This is a genomic window from Streptomyces sp. RGM 3693 (assembly GCF_050471125.1).
In the GTDB taxonomy this organism is placed as follows: Bacteria; Actinomycetota; Actinomycetes; order Streptomycetales; family Streptomycetaceae; genus Streptomyces.
The window spans coordinates 1,235,573-1,255,119 of the sequence record NZ_JBMPPQ010000001.1 but is presented as its reverse complement, the minus strand read 5'-3'; the positions used below and the strand labels follow the sequence as shown (position 1 = coordinate 1,255,119).

Below are 19,547 nucleotides of genomic sequence, written 5' to 3'. Positions count from 1 at the left end.
TTGTCCGTACTTAAAGAGAGTTACTGGCACTGCCGATTCGCCGTCACCCTAGCGATTCACCCTGTCCCCCACGACCCAATGCCCAACGCCTGCGCCTTGTGCATTCGTCCGGAACTCGCAGGATCCCGTACAACGGCTCACCCAGGTCCGCCCACCTCTCCAGGGCGTCCCGGTCCACCAGGTGAATCCCATAGCGGGGTCCGCTGGACCGCGCGGCTGCCGTAAAGCCTCCGGTGGTGACGATCACGGCGAAGTGGGCGCCATGGTCGTGGCGGTACGTACCATTGACCCGCTGGACGTCCTGGTCCCCGACCCTTCGGTCCGGCCTCAGCCGCTTGCACTGCACGACGACCCGTCGGTGCGAATGATCGACGACTAGCACATCGGCGCCCTTGTCCCCCGCCTTGCCCACGTGTTCCGCGGTCAGGCCATCCCTGCGCAGCAAGGAGCAGACCGCCAGCTCGAACTCTTGGGGCTCCAGGGCATCGAGATGGGCCAACGAATAGCGCACGGGTCCCGCAGGAAGCGCCGAACGGCCGGCCCATCTCCGTACGGCCAGTCTCCCCGGCTTCAAGCCCAGCCCCACTGCCACGGTGGTCAGCACGATGCCTGTCCACAACGGCCACTGCTCGGCTGCCTGCCACAGGCCGCTGACCCCGGCCAGGGCACCTACGCCCCACACCCACCAGGGAACTGCAGCCCATCCTCCCTGGCTCCGTCGGCGTCGCATCAAACACCCGCCCCGAAGAGCGCCCACATGCCGAATGCAAGACCGAACAGCGCAAGTCCCGCCAAGTCGGTAATCGTGACCAAAGTGAAGGAATGGTCTCGGCAACGCGCGAACAGCCCCCTGCGGCTGCGGCGACACGGCCGGTGGAACGCTGTCGGCCCTCCGCAACGCGACACCAGCACGGACCCACCTATCACCAGTAATGCCATGACAAAAAGCAGCGGATCCCCCCTTTCCCCAAGCAAGTCTTCATGAGTATCGGGAAAGCCACCGTCGCAACCAGTACTTCTTCGGCCGAACCCAGGAACCGGAGGGCGCATGGGAGCGCTGTCGACGTTCATTCGCACCTCGCGCGCGCCGTCCTAGCACTCCGCAGGCCCGCCCAAAGCCTCGACTACCCCTGTGCCCCTTGCCGCTTGGTCCCTTTGCTTCGGCGAGCACCTGTTCCAGCCTGGTAGGAGCAGCAGTCGGACGGCCCTGGTGCGTCAGCGCGCCGAGCAGTGCGCGACCTCAGGGTCTCGCCATCCCCCCCGGCCTGGCCGTAGCCACGCTCGCGGCGAGACCGGCCGACTCCGACACCTCACGCGACTGGCCTGTCGGGACCGAAGCGCTTCTCGACGAGGCCGACGACCCGAGCGACTCTCGACCTGCACCAATCGCCAGGTGAAGTCAGCGTTGTGGGCCGTGTCCCTGCTCGCTTTGCTGCAAGAGATTGCGTGGCTGTTGACGCATGGCTCTCCAGGAGCCGTCCGCGCGGCTTGGACACCGGAGAAGCCTGCCTTGATCAAGAGAATGCGGCGTGGCAACGGGCACGTCACCGTTCTGGCCCCGGACGCCCCCTACTTCCTGAAGCACCGCAGGTAGCTCGCGAGGGGCAGGCGGAGCAGGTCTGGCCTTCGCGGTACCCAGCAGTCGTCCTCGCGCCGGCGACGAGCCCAGCTGATCTCCCGGTCGCTCTCGATTTTCGGGAACACCACGGCTCCAGATTCGGCTCGCCCTGCCAGCCGACCCATCGTCGCGATCACCCGTCCGAAAATCGCTGACTTCTGCCCACCCCATGCGCACCGTCGCCGAGTTGACCGCCCTGGATTGTCAGCGCCGGTCGCTATCGTCGAATGCCGAGCCGAGGAACGCCTGACCCCGCCCGCAGGGCACTAACCACCCTCTTCACCGCGAAGGACTGCCCGTGACCTACGTGCGCCCCCATTACCGCCGCGACGGCACCTACGTCAAAGGCCACAACCGCCGCAACCGGCCCCGCGTCATACAGCCCCAACAGACGTCCCGACGCACCACTCCGCGTCCCACCCATGTGCCGCGGCCCCGCCCAGTCTCCACCGGACCAACGGCCTACGTCCGTCCCTACTACCGTTCGGACGGTACCCGTGTACGCGGGCACCACCGGTCCATCAGCCCTCGCACCCTCGCCGTGGCGGCGGGCACGGGAGGAGTCGGTCTCCTGCTGTTCCTGTTACTGCTGGCCCTGGCCAGCGGGTCGGAAACAGACAAAGAGGCACCGGCTGGCACAACGCCATCGCACTCGGCATCGGTCTCGGCGACGCACTACCCGTAGGCCACGACCCACACGGTAGTGGCTCCATCGAGTTGACGGGGTCGAGAAGATCGGCACGGGCAACGGATGGCGCGAGCAGCCCCCCCATGCGACCAGCTGATCACTCCTCGCCGTGCGCCATCGAGCGCGACCAGCAAGAGCACGGCGGCCACTTCTATCCGCACGGGACCTCGTCGAGAACTACTCAGGTTGAACTCGTGATGTCCTGCTGTCTGAGCGGGTGATGATCCATGATCAGGCCGGTGGGCGGGAGGCAGCCGTCGACCAGATGGGGCCTGTACTGGATCTTCTTCAGTTTCCGCTTGATGACGCGGGTCAGGTGGGCGAGGTCCGCGGCGGCGAAGTCGGCCAGGTGTCGCTTGAGTAGGGACCAAATACCCTCGGCCGGGTTCAACTCCGGGGCGTAGGAGGGCATCTGGTAGATCCGTAACCAGTCCCTGTGCTCGGTGGCGAAGTCCGTCAGTTCCTTGACCAGGTGCACATTCAGGTTGTCCCAGCACCACACCACTGGGGTACCGGGTTGCAGGTGGGTCATAGTGATCAGGTCGCGGTACTGGCGCCAGGAGAACGTCTTCGGCTCGCCGCGACGGCCGTGCCCGATGTGCAGGGTGTAGAAGAAGCGGGAGCGGTGACCAGCGCGGTAGCAGACCACCCCGGCGATGTTGACCCGCCCGCTGCCCCGCCCGCGCACCCGCACCACCGGCCGGGCCCCGCGCGGTGCCCAGGTGTGTCCCTTCGGCGGCCTCAGACCCTGGCCTGCCTCGTCCTCGAAGCAGATGTACGCGCCCAGGTCCGCCGCAGTCCTTTTACCTCCGGCCACACCCCCGACTTCCACACCTCGATGGCTCCTCGTCGCGCTCGATCGCCCGCCGCAGCGGAACCTGCACAGACCAGCCGCGCCGGCGCAACAGCTTCCACACGCCCTGGACGGTGTAGCCGACATGGAACATCCGGCCGATCAGCAGCTTGACCCGCTTCAGCGTCCAGCCCTGGAACTCATCATCCCAGCCGTGCGCCAGCGGACCACTCTGCAACTCCCGCTCCAGCCCCTCCCACTGCGCCGTACTCAACCGCTCCACCGAGACCGGCCCCTTCGACCGCAACGCGTCCGCGCCGTCCTGCTCCCACGCCCGGCGCCAGCGCCGTACCGACCGTGGGTCACCCGAAGCGCCCGTGCGATCACCTCGGTTCTCTCGCCGCGAGCGAACCGCGCGGCCGCCTCCAGACGCAGCCGCTCCCGCTTTTCCTGCTCTCTGGGCGTCAGCCCGCCCCCTTGCGCGTACCGCATGATCCCCTCGTACCGCAGGGATCAAGGAACGTCACCAGGCGCCGGACATCACGAGTTCAACCTTAGTACCAGGGGGAGAACTCTTCTCGCTATAAACGAGCCACACAGCACGTCTCATTCGAACGAGGGTCCTTGATGGCCGTCCCGAATTCCCTCGAAAGCAGGGGGCATCTTATCCGGGGCAGCACGCCCTGGGAACCTCGGGAGAACCACATGCGCCAGGCCCTCAACGAGCGGCAGCAGACCGTGCTCGACTGGGTGGGCCTGGGGTGCCCCGACGGAGTCTGGCCGGACAGCACGTACAAGACCAGCGCACAGGCCCTGCAGAACCGCGGGTTGATCAAAATCACCAAACGCCGCGGGCATTGGAGCGCCCACCTCACCGACAAAGGCCGTCGGCATCTCACCGACCGCGGCATCCGCCCCGTGGAGCAGAACGCTGAACCACCCAAGCGACCCGTCCGAAACCCGGCACCGCCACGGCTCAAGACAGTGCCGAAGGCCCGTACGAACTACGCGGACCAACTCCTCGACGAACTGGCCGCGAACGACGGCTTCCTCATCAAGCCCCTCGAACCCGGACCGCACGCAGTGAATTGGGCGTCACGGGTCAGCGCCGCCCGCAAGTCCGGCAAGATCCCCCACACGCAGGAGCTCTACGGATACCGAACCCACCGCGGCTACGAAATCAAGCTCACCGACATCCCCGCCTGGCGCCTCGCCGAACTCACTCCGCTGCCCGTTCCGGCCAGACTCACCAAACCCCACTCCGTCGTGGCCGCCCTCCAAAAACAGTCGCAGCCCATGGGGCTGACCAAACCCGTCCAAGGCCGAGCCCTGCGCATCATCCAGGCCCTCGTCACCGCCACCGAAGCACAAGGCCACAAGGCAGCGCTCGGAACCACCCGGGGCGCTCCCCCACCCCATCGGCGCCGCAGCGCACCACCGCACTTCACCATCACCGCCCAAGGCGAAAGCGTCGGATTCCTCGTCCTCCAGGAACAGGACCGCAGCGAACACGTCCCCACCGACAAGGAACTCGCCGAAGCTAAGAAGTACTCCTGGATGCGTATCGCCCGATTCGACTACACGCCCTCGAACCGTCTTCGCTTCATCCTCCGCGGCGGCTCCCCGCACCGCGCCAGTGAATGGGCTGATCTCCCCGACCGGCCGTTGGAGGACCAACTCGCCGAGATCGCGCAGGAAGTCGGCCTCCGTGGCGAAGCCGCGGAACGCAAACGCCGAGCGGATCAGCTAGCCCGAGAGGCGGAGCAACGGCGCTGGGAATCCGCCATGCAAGAAGCCCGCGCCGCGTACGCCCATAGCTATCGCGTCAAACACCTCGGAGAACAGGCAGACGCCTGGCACGCGACCAAGCGGCTGACCGAATACGTCACAGCAGTGCGCGACCAAACCACATCACTGCCACCTGGGCAGGAAAAGACCGAGATCGAGGCGTGGCTCGCCTTCGCGGATGCCCGCCTGCAACACCTCACCGAGTCCGCCGCAGCGCCGAAGCTGCCCTCCCCACCGAAGCCCAGCAGCGACGACCTCAAGCCTTTCCTCGGCCACTGGAGCCCTTACGGACCTCGCCCCTACTGAGCCCCAAACCCGGCCATAAAGGACGGCTCTTCATTAAGGGATAGCAAAGAAGAAGCCCGGCGGACTTCACCCGACGCACCGTCACCTGCACGAACGGCGGCCTGACGCTCCATCAGAACGTGCGTCAAACGTGCGTCACGTGCGTCGCTCATGCGTCAAGATATCGCCCGTAACGCACACAACGCCCATAATGCACACCTGGAGAAACAGCAGGTCAGGCACCCTTTTCGGCAGGCTCCAGAATCGTCACGCACTCCACATGATGCGTCATCGGAAAGATGTGAACCAGAAACGTGTGAAAGGAAACCGCAAGTCAGCGGAATGCTGGGAGTGAAACGGACCCGAGGTCGATGTGCGTTGCGTGCTCTATGGGCACTACATGCAGCCTCTTGACGCACGCTCCAGCACAACGCGAACGCCCCTCTGCCTCCCACACACCACACCCCGCGACCAGGTCGTCAGCTGACCCCAGAGTCCCGTTCACGCCCTCGGCTGCCGCACCGGCGCCGGGGGCGGCGACGCCGGATCCCGGGTGTCGCCGAGGTCGAGATCATTGCCGATGATGACTTTGCCGAACAGCCACATCAACCGCACCGCGCGCGCCACCCCCAGGGCAGCCGCGCCCTCGGCCAGCCAGTGCGCTCCGCTCAGATCCTGCTCCGTAGTGTCGAGGACAACAGCGAGCAGGCACAGCCCGGAGCCCACCAGTGTCGCGCTGAGAATGCTCATCCAATTCCGCCGGAATACCGGCCCCTGTTGGGGGTGCGTGCGCAACACCCGCATGCGGGGACCTGTGGCCGCGGCGTACAGGGTCACGGCCGCAGTGATGAAACTGCCGATGATCGCGACGATGGTCGCCGTCGTCGTATAGACCGCGATCCTCTGCTCCCTGCCGGGCCATCCCAGCACATCGCCCGCGCCCGTCATCCGCACAGCCGCCATGTGCAGGCCGACCACCGCACCTGCGATCACCAGGTCCACCACTGGTCGACCCACCCAGCGCCGCAACAGCCAATTCAGCACGCCGCCCCCAACCTCAGCCCTGAACTACTGCTCAGGCTAGCGGCCGATACTGACATGCTTCCTGCAGCGCCTGCTCATGCGTACGGGCCGCCGCAAAGATCTCGTCGACGGCGTACCGCAGATCGACCGACCGTCCGTCGGTGAAAGCGAGCGGGACATCGCACTGGGCCGTGATGCGGTGGGCGAGAAAGTCCAGCGGCTCGTACTCAAGGGACTGACGGTGCGGATCCCGGACCGCGACCCTGCCGGTTACGGACCGGATCACTCCGGACTCGTCCACCCATTCATCCAGATCTGGCATGAACTGGAGTACGTCGGTGCGCAGTTCGGTTGCGGCCCGATTCCTGCGCATCGCGGGGAGCCTGCTGCCACGCTGGGGAACCTTCAACGAGAGCGTGATGGAGGTGTCGGGATGCCGTTGCCCGAAACTCCGCAGTGAATCAGCAAGGCTGCCGTGGGCGCTCAAGGCGCTGACGGTATCCGCCGGAGCCCCCTCCAAATGCACGGTGAACTCGGTGACCGCCTCGATGCGGTTGAGCTTCTCTCGAGCGCGCGCGTGGATGACCGGCTTGAGCACCACCTCACCCCACGGCAGGCCAACGGCGTTCAGCCACTTGGTGATGGCACTCACCCGCGGCGCCGAGAAGCCGCCGGGCAGGACCCCAATGATGTTGGCGTACGGAAGGAAGCAGATCGTCGTCACATGGACGACGTCCTTGCCCGCCGCGACCTGAAGTGCCTCAATCGTTCCATTGCTCCGGTCAAGCTGGTGCGGCACCTCACCAGTGATCTTGGCGAGTTGTAAATGATCAACAGTGACAGCTGAGTCGATCACCCCGACCAGCTGATCGTCCGCGCTGCGGACCACGCGCTCGTGCGAATCTGAGGCCGAGACCCGGTCGAGGAAGCTCCGCCAGTCCTGGTGATCCATGCGCGGCTGACCGCGCCTGGCCTCCACGACCTCGAAGAAGAAGACCGTTCGCTTGCGTACTGTCCGGGCCACGCCCGCCTCCCCCGCTCTCAGGCTCCCGCGTTCCTACATGATCGTAGGTGCATTCGCTGTGGCACACGGCACAGCATTCACGGGATGACCTGATAGGGACAACCGCATTCCCCTGCCTCCCACACCGCTCACCGGTTTTCTCCCGTCCTCCTGCAACACAGCCTCCCACCTGGCAAGATGTCCAGATCGGCAGTCTGACGATCTCAAAATACCGCGATTCGCCCAATACATTGCCGCTGACGCGGACCACGTCGGCAATCAGGCGGGTCCGGGAGTGGAAAGGTGCGGTGACCGGCGGTGGCGGCAGCAGGAGGTCAGGCGACTCCCAAGCCCGGCCAGCATCATCCGAAGCGCTGGTACCAGACCCGGCCGTCCCCCTTCCCCTGGGAGCAGACGGCCCTCGACTACATCAAGCAGCGAATGCCGGCCACGGCTCCGCACTATGCCTGGGCAACGTTCTCCTTCACCGCCATGAGCGGCCGCATCAACGAGTGCGACCTGTTCATCGCCACACCCCGCGGTCTCTATCTGGTCGAGCTGAAGGGGCACCCGGGCCGCGTCGTCAACAGCGGGGACACCTGGAGCTTCCACGCCCCAGACGGCCGGGTCCGTACGATCCGCAACCCCCTGCACCTCACCGATCTGAAGTCCAAAGAGCTGAGATCGCGTCTCCAGGAAGCGGCCCGCGAGCTCTATCCGAGCATTCGCGTTCCGCGGATCGACCCGATCGTGTTCCTGTCCGACCCGCTGCTCCGGAGCGAGTTAGACACGGTGCAGCGCACTCATGTGTACGGGCGTGATGGCGCCCAGAGCGGTCTCCCCGGCATCTGGGACGACTTCCTCAGCCTGCCGCCAGAGCGAGAGAGCTGGCGGATCAAGGAAGACATCCTTGCACGGCATCTGCCCGAGCTGATGAAGAAAATCGGTGTGCGGGCATCCACCGCCCACCTCGACTTCGGCGACGGCTGGAGGCTCTCCTCTCGTCCCCTGGACGCGGGGCCCACTTGGGAAGACCGGCTCGCCGAACGCAAGGAAATGATCCACGAGGAGGGTCGGGTCCGGGTCTACCTCGTTGAGCAGCAGGCGAGCGAGGAGAGGCGGCGCTCCGCCACCCGCGCCGCCGAGCGCGAGTACCAGGTACTCCAGGGTATCGCCCACCGTGGCATCTCCCAGGCCGTCGCCTTCCGCCAGCACCAAGGCGGCCCTGCAATCCTCTTCCGCCACCGGGAGAGCGACCTGCGGCTGGACAACTACCTTGCTGTGCACGGCCCGAAGCTTTCCGAAGCCGTACGCCGCGACATGGTGCGCCAGCTCGCCGAGGCGGTCCGCTACGCCCACCGCCGCTCGCTCTACCACCGTGCGCTCGCGGCCCGTTCGGTGTACGTCAGTGCCCGCGAGAACGGCAACGACCCCGCCCTGCGGATCATCGACTGGCAGGCATCAGCCCGCGATTTCGACACCACCTCACTGCGCTCGCTCGGCGAGAGCTCCTTCACCGGAGAGCACATCGAGGACGCTGCCCAGTGCTACCTCGCTCCCGAGACCGACGCCGACTACCCGGACCCCGTGGATCTCGATGTCTTCGGACTCGGAGCCGTAGCGCACCACATCCTGACCGGAATGCCGCCTGCCGAGACCCGTACCGCCTTGAAGGCGCGACTTGCGGCCGACGGCGGACTGCACCTCTACGCGGTCAGCGACGCCATGGATGCCGGCCTCGACGAGCTGGTGTACGCCGCGACCCGCGCGTCCGTGGACGATCGCCTTGACTCTGCCGACGCCTTTCTCAGGCAGCTCGACGATGCCGAGCAGGCCAGCGCCGCACAGGCGGTCGCCGTGGAAGCCGACCCGCTCACCGCCACCCCAGGCCAGGCTGTCGACGGGGACTGGACCGTCGAGCGGGTGCTCGGCTCGGGTGCGACAGCCCGGGCGCTGTACGTGACACGCGTCACCGAGGACGAGCGCGGTCGCCGCGTCGAGGAGGAGCGGGTCCTCAAGGTCGCGTTGGACGCAGAGAAGAACGAGCGCCTGGCCTCGGAAGCTGCGGCCCTCCAGCAGATCAGCAGCGGCCGCATCGTCAAGCTGCACGAAGGCCCGCGCACGATCGGCGGCCGAACCGTCCTCGCCTTGGAGTACGCCGGTCCTGAGACCCTCGGCCAACGGCTGGCAAGCTACGGGCAGCTGGGTTATGAGGACTTGGCATCCTTCGGCGAGGACCTGTTCACCGCCCTCGACGACCTTGCAGCCAGGGGCCTGCGCCACCGCGACCTCAAGCCCGACAACCTTGGGATCAAGGTCCGGGACGACGGCGAGCAGCAGTTGATGCTCTTCGACTTCTCCCTGGCCAATGTCTCCGACCGCGACATCAAGGCCGGCACGCGCGGCTATCTCGATCCCTTCCTCGGAGATGTCCGGCGCCCTATCTACGACGACTACGCGGAGCGGTACGCCACCGCGGTCGTTCTGCATGAGATGGCTGCCGCCGAGCGCCCCATGTGGGGCAACGGCACGGACGACCCGCAGACGGCCCTCAGAGACGACCTCCCCGTCCTCGCCACGGACGCCTTCGTGTCCGTCCTGAGACCAGGACTGGAGAAGTTCTTTGAGCGGGCGCTGCACCGTGAAGCGAACCGCCGGTTCGAGTCACTGCGACAGATGCGCGACGCTTGGCGATCCATCTTCGTGGAGGCCGACCGCACCCAGCCGCCGCCGGCATCGGACCCGGTCTCGCTGCTGGGCGGCGCGGGCCGGCAGGAGGGCCTCTCCGACGATGACATCCGAGACTTGTACGCGGAGAAGGCGAAGCTCGGCACAACGCTCAGGGACGCGGGGCTGACCGAGCGAGCGGCTGCGGTGGCCGAGGAACTCGGCGCGGTGACGGTCGGCGAACTGCTGGGCGTCCCCTCGCCTCGCTTCCGCGGGAAGCGCGGTATTGGCGCAGTGGTCAAGAAGGAGCTCAACCGGCGGCACCGTCAGTGGACGGCTGCGCTGCGTCCCAAGAAGCCCAAGGCCGCCGCTCCCCCAGCGCGGCCCGTAGTGCCTGTGGCGGCGGACGACAAGCTCGGTGCCGAGCACGAGGCCAGGCAGGACGTGGAGCACTTGGCCGCGCTCCTCAACCCGGTGCCACCGGGCCGCAAAGACAACAAGCGGCCGCAGGTCGTGGCGGCCTGGCTCGGGCTCAACGGCAAGGCTGAGCTGGGCTCCTGGCCCACTAACCGCCAGGTCGCGGAGACGGTGCAGGTCTCCGAGTTCACCGTCTCGAAGCACCTCAGCGCGGCGATCACGGAGTGGGCCGACGCCGGTTGGATGAAAGTCCTGTGCGGTGAGTTGGTAGACGCGGTCCGGGACGCGGGCCGTGTGATGACTGCGAGGGAACTGTCCCGGGTGCTGGCCGCGAGTCACGGTTCCGAGAGCGAGTCCACGGAGGGCACTGAGGCCGCCGCGCTCGCGGTCGTACGAGCCGCTGTCGCCGCCGAGACACTCCTTACCGGACGCGACGAGGACCATGAACCGCGGCTCGCGCAGATGCGGCGGCGGGGCCGGTTGATCGTGGCCCTGGAGTCGCTGGACGGCTCCGATGACCCGACGTCCGATGAACTCGCTGCCTACGCGACAGAGCTGGGCGAAGCGGCGGAGAAAATCGCCACCGCCGACCCCCTGCCAGACCGGTCTGGTGCACTCCGAGACCTGCGAGCAGTGCGCACACCTGAAGGCATGGACCCGCTGCCGGACGCCCGGCTGGTCACGCTGGCCGCGGCAACTTCGTTGGGTGCCGCCGCCTCCCCCCGGCTAGAGCTGTACCCACGCACGCTGGAGCTGTGGCGTGCCCTGCAGATCTCTCAAGCCGCGGCCGGTGTGCGACGCGAGGTAGGCATCAGCCTGGAGGGGCTGCTCTCTCGCCTGCGCTCTCGCTTCCCCGAGATGGCAATGGGTAGGCCCACGTACGTCGAGGTCGAGGACGCGCTCAAGAAGGCCGGGTTCCCGCTGACGTACGAGACGGCGGAGGCACGCTTCAAGCCCCCCGTGCCGGTGTCAGCGGTGGGCGGCAGCAGCTGGCCCACCTCGACGGGCACGGTGACCAGGGCCTCTCGCGCCCTGGCCGCGGGAGCTGCTGGGGGGCGTGAGCCGTCGGCGCTGCTCGCCGCGAAGCTCAACTCCGCGATACTGGAGGGCGGATTCCTCGCGCTGAATGTGCACGTCAAGCGGCTGCGGGGCGAGGCCGGCTCGGTTGCGGAGGCGGTCGCGGAGGCGTTCCCGGTGGTTCCGGTGAACTTGGCACGGGTCTTTCTGGAGGAGTTCCGGGCGCTCGCGGGCGAGCACGGCACGGACTGGTCGAAGGTACTGGGTGCGGACACCCGGTACACGAGGAGCAGTGAACTTCCGGGTGGCCTGCGGTCGTTCGTGGTCCGGGTGTGGCCGAGGGTCGCGGCACGGCTGGAGGGGGCAGCCTCTCGGGAGCCCGGAGCGGTGTTGTTCGTTCACACCGCGGGCCTGCTCTCCCACTACTACGAGGCGGGCGGGCACGAGCTGCTGGTGGAGCTGCAGCGCGAGTCCCGCAAGCCTGGTGGGCGACCGCACGGGCTGTGGCTGCTCACGCCGTCGCACAACCCGCAGGGGGCACCGCAGTTGGACGGTCGCACGGTGGAGGTAACCGGTGGCGACGCGGAACGCGTGGTACTGACCGAGGACTTCCTCAAGAACATAGCTGCACATCGAGAGGGTTTGGGACTGTGAGCGCGCGCACTGGTGGTCAGGACGGCCTGCTGAAGGACTTGCGCAAGCAGGTCACGCACCTGGAAGACGACCTGCGGGCACGGAGCGAGTCGGTGGAGGAGTATCGGGACCGGCTCACGGACGAGTACACGCGAGCCTTCGCAGCCGGGCGCACTGCAGCCATATATGAGCCATGGCGCGACGAACGAATCACGCAAGTGGCGGCAGCGTGGGTCCTGGGGTGCCTCTTCGTGCGATTCTGCGAAGACAACAGACTGATTGCCCGCCCGTGGCTAGCGGGTGCTGGCGAACGCCTCAAAGACGCGGAAGATCATGATGCCGCGTTCTTTGCGACGAACCCGGAGAAGAACGACCGCGACTGGATTATCGCAGCATTTGATCATCTGGCGGAGACTAACCCGACAGTGGCAGGGCTATTCGACCGCGCACATAACCCTCTATGGGAAATCGAACCTTCATATGAAGCGGCTTCGGCGCTACTAAAATTCTGGCGGCGGGTGGGATCCGACGGCGAGATCATCCACTCGTTCACGGACGAGAACTTGGACACTCGATTCCTCGGCGACCTCTACCAAGATTTGAGCTCGCACGCCCGAGACACGTACGCTTTGCTCCAAACACCGGTGTTCGTTGAAGAGTTCATCCTCGACATGACACTGGACACGGCAGTGGCAGAGTTCGGCCTGGAGCCAGTCGTCTCAATCCACGAAGCAGACGGGTCCATTCGGGAACTTCCGGCGGGTTTGCGGACAATCGACCCTACGTGTGGATCCGGCCACTTTCTGCTCGGCCTCTTCGAGCGACTGCTCACAAAATGGCGGGACGCAGATAAGACCGCAGACGACTGGACTCTGATCCGGAGGGCATTGAACGCAGTACACGGCTGCGATAAGAATCCGTTCGCCGTAGCGATCGCCCGATTCCGTCTACTAATCGCAGTAATGAAGGCAGCAGGGGAGCGGCAGCTGAACTCCCTCAAAGAATTCCCGCTCCATATCGCCGTGGGTGACTCCTTGCTGTACGGTCGAGGAAGCACAGGAATCCAAGAAGACCTATTCTCAACGGTTGATGCATTCCAATACAAGACCGAGGACGCTTGGGAGCATTCCGCCCGATGCGACCTATTGGGTCGCTCGACATACCATCTAGTAGTCGGAAATCCTCCATACATCGAAGTAGCCGACCCGCAAGAAAACAAGAACTATCGAGCGGCATTCGGCGTATGCGTAAACAAGTACCCTCTCTCCGTTCCATTCATTCAGCGATTCTTCGAACTGGCCATCCGACCGGACACACCCGATTCCCCAGCAGGCCTGACCGGACAGATCACCTCAAACTCCTTCATGAAACGAAACCCAGGAAAGAAGGTAATCGAGAATTTCTTACCTACGGTCAACCTCACTCACGTAATTGACACGTCTTACGCGCACATCCCTGGACATAACCGGGAGGGAACACCCACCGTCATCCTGATTGGATCAAACGAAAGCCCATCCCGAGAGACCAGAATTCGCATCGTATCCGGAAATAAGGGTGAAACCCCAACACCGAAAAACCCCAAGAAGGGGAAGGTCTGGCTCGAGCTCACCAGCCACACCGCCGCTAGCTATCCAAGAGAGACCGAGTGGGCATCGTCAAGTGACACACTTCGCACGGGACTGGCTAAGCATCCATGGGCGTTACACGGAGGAGAGCTTAGCCGCCTCACCAACCACCTACGTGCCGAAAACGCTACTCTGAAATCTGTGATTAATCCACCAATTGGCAGGGCGATCAGAGCAGGTGCAGATGAAGCCTTCGTGCGCCCCCTCCGGCCCCACATGAATACCTTCGCCCCAAAAGAAGCCCTGCGCCCCTTCATGACAGGCAAAGTGATCCGGGACTGGAGTGCGGACCCCGCCGAGTCCATCTGGTACCCGTACCACAAGGGTCTTTCCCCCGAAGTGATTAGCCGAGAGCTATGGCCGTTGCGATCCACTCTCGCAGAGCGGCGGACCTTCAAGGGCAACATGGCCTCCGCTGAGCTAAATTGGTGGGAATACATGCAGCACACCCCATCCGCTTACGCTACACCTTTGAGTATCATCTTCGCATTCAAGGCTTCCCGCAATCATTTCTCCCTGGATCGCGGAGGAAACGTCTTCAATCGACACTCCCCGGCCATCAAGCTTCCAGCCGAATCGACGCTCAAAGATCACTATTCGCTCACGGCTATTCTAAATTCATCAACGTCATGCCTTCTCATGCGCGAGTCCTCCCAGCATCAAGGAGGTGGGGCGGCGGAGCATCCTTGGTCATGGACGTTTGAATTTACTGGAGGCATGGTCGAGCGCCTCCCTATTCCAAATGGCGACTTTTCCGAACTTGGTCACTCGCTTGATATGCGAATGCAGGAGCTCAGCCATCATGAGCCTTCCAGTCAGTGCAGTATAGGAAATGTGACGCCAACGCGTGACATCCTCGATGCCGCTCGCCTTCGCTGGGAATGCACTCGAGAGCAGATGATCTCCCTGCAGGAGGAGTTGGATTGGTCTATTTATCACGCCTTCGGACTACTGGACGATGCCGATAAGAAAAGACTTACAATCCCTAACCATGAGGCCTTGAATACCCCTCGGGTAAAACTCGGGGAGCGGGCATTCGAGATCATCCTCGCACGAAAGTTGGCTGCAGGCGAAGTTGAAACGGCCTGGTTCCACCGGCACGGCTCCGAACCAGTCACCGTGATCCCCGAGCATTGGCCCGATTGGTATCGGAGCATCGTACAAGAAAGAATCGACGCGATCATTGCTCGTCCGGATATTTCCCTGATTGAGCGACCTGAGTATAAGCGTCGATGGGAAGCTGAACCTTGGGAGAATCGCGAGAGGTTCGCACTACGGGGATGGTTGTTGGACCGCTGCGAAAAGAGAGCCCTTTGGTTCCATGTCCGAAATGGATTCGAGCAACCCCGAACACTCACCGTCGGGCAACTCGCCGACGAACTTGAGAAGCAGACGGACGCCGATTCAATTCTCAACATCGCATCGCTCTACGCTGCCCACTTGGGCAAGCCGAACCTGTCCCTACAGTACATCCTTCAGGATGTCTTGGACGCCGAGCATGTGCCGTACCTGGCCGCCTACCGCTATACGGATTCTGGCCTTCTTACACACAAACGTTGGGAGTGGGTGTGGGAATTTCAACGAAAGGCAGACTACGCCACAAAATCCGACGACATTCAAGTACCACCTCCCTTCGGGAAGAATGACTTCGCCAAACAGTCCTACTGGTCGAACCGCGGGAAGTTCGACGTGCCCAAGGAGCGATTCGTCTCCTACCCGGACGCCAGTCCCGGCTCCGACCCCACCCTGCTCCTCGGCTGGGCCGGCTGGGACCAGCGTGACCAGGCCACCGCCCTGCTGAACATCGTCAGCGAGCGCCGCAAGCAGCAGGACTGGTCCGGCGAGCAGCTCGTACCGCTGCTCGCCGGGATTAGCGAGCTGATGCCGTGGCTGCGGCAGTGGTTCAGCGAGGTGGACGACGAGTGGGGCGAGGAGTCCGCCGCAGAGGAGTTCCAGAGCTTCTTGGATGGCGAGTTGGCGCGCGAGCACCTCACCCCGGCAGCGCTCACCGAATGGCGTCCGGCGAAGAAGATCCGGGTGCGCAAGGCAACAGCAACGGCAAAGGCGGCAAAGAAGAAGGCGGCGGAAGACGATGAGTAGCGGCAACGGCGACCTCTACCTCCGGGACGTACTCGACCTGCCCGAGTCCGTACTCGCCGGGTCGTTCAAGGTCGAGCTGTCCGGCGGCTTCGACGCGACCGCAGACCGCGTACGCGAGTATGTGGTCACCCCGCAGCTGGAGCAGTCCCTCCGCAAGGCGCTGAAGATTGTTGAGGCCTCTGTACGGGCGGGGTCGTCCGACGCCGCTTACCTACACGGATCGTTCGGCTCCGGTAAGAGCCACTTCATGACCGTGCTGCACGCGATCCTCTCCAACGACCCGGCCGCTCGAACCAAGCCAACCCTCCAGCCGATCATCGCGGACCATGACGCGTGGCTGCGGGACCGGAAGTTCCTGATGGTCCCGTTCCACCTGGTCGGGGCGACCGACCTCGATTCGGCGATCCTCGGTGGATACGTCCGCATGGTTCAGCGCTTGCACGCGGACGCGCCCGTACCGCCGGTCTATCGGACGGACGGGATGTTCGAAGACGCCCGCCGCCAGCGGCAGTTCTTCTCCGATGACACGGAATTCGTCCGCTGGCTCGGCAACCCCTCGCTACCGAAGGAGACAAGCACCGACCCGCAGGCGGCCGCCGATGACGAGGACGATCTGGTGAACCTCGACGTCAAGGAGGCTCCTGAGGTCTGGACTCCGGCGCTCCTCGACGAGGCCTTCGCCGCCTCCCCCGGTGAGAAGGTCCGCAACTGGCTTGCGTCTGCGCTGATATCCGGTCCGTACTCCTCGTACTCCCTGAGTGCGCTCGGCGCGAAGAACGCCTTCCTGCCGCTCGAGAACGGTCTCGACATCATCAGCCAGCACGCCAAGTCTCTTGGCTACGACGGACTGATCCTCTTCCTCGACGAGCTGATCCTCTGGCTCCAGGCGCATCTGCGTGAGCGGACCTTCGTCAATGACGAGGTGAACAAGCTCGTCAAGCTGATCGAGTCAGGTACGGGGGGCCGCGCCCTGCCGGTGATCTCATTCATCTCCCGACAGCGCGATCTCTCCGAGCTGATCGGATCGGACGCGGTCGGCGCTGACGCCAAGAACCTTGAACAGCAGGTCAAGTACCTGGCGGGCCGCATCGACCCGATCAGCCTGGAGGACCGCAACCTCCCGGAGATCATCAAGGAGCGGGTCCTCAAGCCGAAGGACGACGCCGCCAAGGCCGCGCTCGAAGCTGCCTTCGCACGGGTTGAGACGTCCAACCAGTCGGTACGTGACGTGTTGCTCGACGCCAACGGCGCCACCCACGCGGACTGGGGCGACTTCAAGGCCTTGTACCCGGTCTCGCCCGTCCTCCTGAACGTTTTGGTCGCGCTCTCCGGTGCGCTTCAGCGCGAGCGCACCGGTCTCAAGCTGCTCCAGCAGATGCTCTACAAGCGTCGCGAGGATATGAAGGTCGGTGAGCTGATCCCGCTGGGTGACCTGTGGGACGTGCTCGCCGAGGGAATGGGCGAGGCGTTCACCGACCGGCTGCGCAGCGAGGCTGACGCGGCAACTCGCTTTCACTGCAAGGTCAAGGACCACCTCCTCCAGAAGTACGGTTCGGCGGACGACGCCAAGTACAAGGCCGACGACCGCTTCATCAAGACAATGCTGCTCGCCTACCTCGCACCCGAGGTGCCTGCTCTCACTCGCCTCACCGGGCCACGCCTTGCCGCCTTGAACCACGGGTCGATCCGCTCCCGCACCGGGCAGGAGGACCGGATCGTGGTCAAGCGGATGCAGGAGCTCCAGGCAGAGTTCCCCGGTGAGCTGCGCAGTGACGGAAACGACGCGGACCCTGTCTTCACGCTGCATCTGTCCGATCTGGACGTGGAGCCGATCCTGGACAGTGTCGGCGAGAAGGACACGCATGGCGCCCGCAAGCGGTGGGTGCAGGAATGGCTGTGGCGAGAGTTGGGCGTCGTCGACAGCGGTGGCTTCGTCGCCGATCGCGAGATCGTCTGGCACGGTACGCGGCGCATGGTCGAGTTCGTCTTCGAGAACGTGAGCGACCCCCAGATTCTGCCCGACGCGCAGTTCGAGCCGTCCTCGTCGGACCGGATCCGGTTCATCATCGACTACCCCTTCGACGAAAACGAAGACGGCCAGCCCAGTGCGGACGAGAACCGGGTCTTCCGCCTGCAGCGGGAGAAGCCCGATGCGGCGACCATCGTCTGGCTGCCGTCCTTCCTCTCTGCCCAGCGAGGCACCCAGCTCGGCCGGCTCCTGAAGATCAACTACCTGCTCGGCAGGGACCGGTTGAAAGACTTCGCGACCCACCTGTCGTCCGACGACCAGGTGCGGGTCAGGCATCAGTTGGAGGCACAGCGCGAGACGCTCGTCTCGCAGCTGGGCCAGGTACTGCACCAGGCGTACGGAATCGCCAAGGCCAACGAGACCGACCTCGGCGCCCAGGTGACCGAGGGCAAGCACGTCCACTCGTTGTACGCCGGGCACACTCCACAGCTCCAGGGCGGCGGCCTCTTCGAATACAACCTGCTGAAGCTCGGCGACGGGTTGCTGGACACACTGCACCCCAAGCACCCGAACTTCGATCGTCAGGAGAGCCGCAAGCCGGTCACTGCCGCGAAGTTCAAGAAGGCGTACGGCTGGATCGCCAAGGCCATGGATGACGGCTCACGTCGGGTCGTGGTCGACAGCGGTGACATCACGGACGTGGCGCGGATCGTGCACGCGCTGGAGCTGGGTGAGGTGCACGACGGACCACTGAACGTCTCCACGGACTGGCGTCGCCACATCGACCAGCAGGCCGGCAAACGCGGGGCAAAGGGCGACTTCTCGGTCGAGGACATCCGCGTCTGGATCGCCGAACTCGGCTGGACGGGACTCGACAAGCTGGTCTCCAACCTGGTGATCGCCACGTACGCGCTTCTCTCGGACCGCTCCTGGATCTACAACGGGCAAGCGGAAGAGGCCCCCGCGCTGGACCAGATCGGCCCCGGCTGGGCACTGCGGGCCCAAGAGCGACCCAGTGAGGACGAGTTCACGGCGGCACACACCCGGGCCGCGGCACTGTTCGGCACGAGTGTCCCGCAGATGCTGTTCGCCCGGAACGTCAACGCACTTGCCACGGACGTTCACGCGAAAGCGGCGGAACGAGATGCCGCTGTCGGCGGGTTGCGGCGGGCACTGTCCCGGTTCAGAACCGCACTCGGTATCAGTGGCGAGACCCTCAGCGCACGCGAGCAGTCGTTGCACGACGCGGCCGACCTGCTGGCTCGGATCAAACAGAACCCCGAGCCAACTCCGCTTGCCCGTGACCTTGCCGCGGCAACGTATGCCAGCTCTGATGTGGTGCTGGCCAAGACCATGTCCTCGGCACAGCGCGTGCTGGATGCTCTGGAGAGCACCGACTGGGACCTCATCGAGAGTCTTCGGCAGTACACCGAGCGCGGGGATGATCTCGCTGATCGGTCCCGGCTGCTGCTCGACGAAATCGCGGAGACCGCGGCAGCCAACGAGTTCGACACCGAGCTCGCCCCGGTGCTGCGCAGTGCGCGCAGTCAGGCCGTGTCGATGATCAACGAGGCAGCGCGCCGCAGCGTCGTGGCGCCCGTCGCGCCCACGCCGCCCCCGCCTGTGGAGCCGGTGGTGGTTTCTCCCCCTGTCGAGACGAACGACGACAAGCCGCTCGAAGAGCCGAAGCCGACGCCCAGTCCCCCGGTCGCTCCGGTTGGCCCTCGCCGTACCCGTCGGGTCTCGGCGGGGTCCACGAGTGCACTGGAGACCGCGCTCGGTCAGGCTCTCAACGCGATACAGGACGAGATTCGCGACTACGCGGCCGCATACCCCGGCGCCGAGATCGAAATCCAGTGGCGGGTACCCCACGTTGACCAGGGCGACGACGTGCAGGTGCACGGCGGCGAGGGCTGATGGG

Annotated in this window: 7 protein-coding genes and 1 pseudogene; 4 read left to right on the top strand and 4 right to left on the bottom strand. The window is 64.9% G+C overall.

Annotation, left to right across the window (positions count from 1 at the left end; translation table 11 throughout):
* Positions 1-43: 43 nt before the first annotated feature.
* Together ACO0M4_RS05235 and ACO0M4_RS05230 are read right to left on the bottom strand one after the other, a co-directional pair.
* On the bottom strand, positions 44-730 hold the full coding sequence (locus ACO0M4_RS05235; RefSeq protein ID WP_430368421.1) for a restriction endonuclease: 687 nt from the start codon (positions 728-730) through the stop codon (positions 44-46).
* A gap of 1,757 nt (positions 731-2,487) precedes the next feature.
* Positions 2,488-3,591, bottom strand: a pseudogene (locus tag ACO0M4_RS05230) (IS630 family transposase).
* A gap of 213 nt (positions 3,592-3,804) precedes the next feature.
* On the opposite strand from ACO0M4_RS05230, the gene ACO0M4_RS05225 reads away from it, so the two are divergent.
* Positions 3,805-5,193, top strand: coding sequence for a hypothetical protein (locus tag ACO0M4_RS05225; RefSeq protein ID WP_430368420.1), 1,389 nt, complete (start codon positions 3,805-3,807; stop codon positions 5,191-5,193).
* A 480-nt stretch (positions 5,194-5,673) separates the two neighbouring features.
* Here the strand turns inward: ACO0M4_RS05225 and ACO0M4_RS05220 are convergent, their stop codons facing one another.
* Together ACO0M4_RS05220 and ACO0M4_RS05215 are read right to left on the bottom strand one after the other, a co-directional pair.
* Positions 5,674-6,216: a hypothetical protein gene (locus tag ACO0M4_RS05220; protein WP_430368419.1), complete on the bottom strand. Its 543-nt coding sequence runs from the start codon at positions 6,214-6,216 to the stop codon at positions 5,674-5,676.
* A gap of 31 nt (positions 6,217-6,247) precedes the next feature.
* The gene (locus ACO0M4_RS05215; RefSeq protein ID WP_430368418.1) at positions 6,248-7,219 is read right to left on the bottom strand and encodes a hypothetical protein; all 972 of its coding nucleotides are present in this window, start codon (positions 7,217-7,219) and stop codon (positions 6,248-6,250) included.
* Positions 7,220-7,516: 297 nt separating this feature from the next.
* On the opposite strand from ACO0M4_RS05215, the gene pglW reads away from it, so the two are divergent.
* The 3 genes from pglW to ACO0M4_RS05200 are packed head-to-tail and all read left to right on the top strand — an operon-like array spanning position 7,517 to position 19,543.
* On the top strand, positions 7,517-11,953 hold the full coding sequence (gene pglW, locus ACO0M4_RS05210; RefSeq protein WP_430368416.1) for a BREX system serine/threonine kinase PglW: 4,437 nt from the start codon (positions 7,517-7,519) through the stop codon (positions 11,951-11,953).
* Positions 11,950-15,657, top strand: coding sequence for a BREX-2 system adenine-specific DNA-methyltransferase PglX (gene pglX / locus ACO0M4_RS05205; protein ID WP_430368415.1), 3,708 nt, complete (start codon positions 11,950-11,952; stop codon positions 15,655-15,657). The genes pglW and pglX overlap by 4 nt, the downstream gene beginning before the upstream one ends.
* Positions 15,650-19,543 (top strand): PglY protein, encoded by a 3,894-nt coding sequence (locus tag ACO0M4_RS05200; protein ID WP_430371256.1) that lies wholly within the window; start codon positions 15,650-15,652, stop codon positions 19,541-19,543. The genes pglX and ACO0M4_RS05200 overlap by 8 nt, the downstream gene beginning before the upstream one ends.
* The last annotated feature ends 4 nt before the right edge of the window (positions 19,544-19,547 follow it).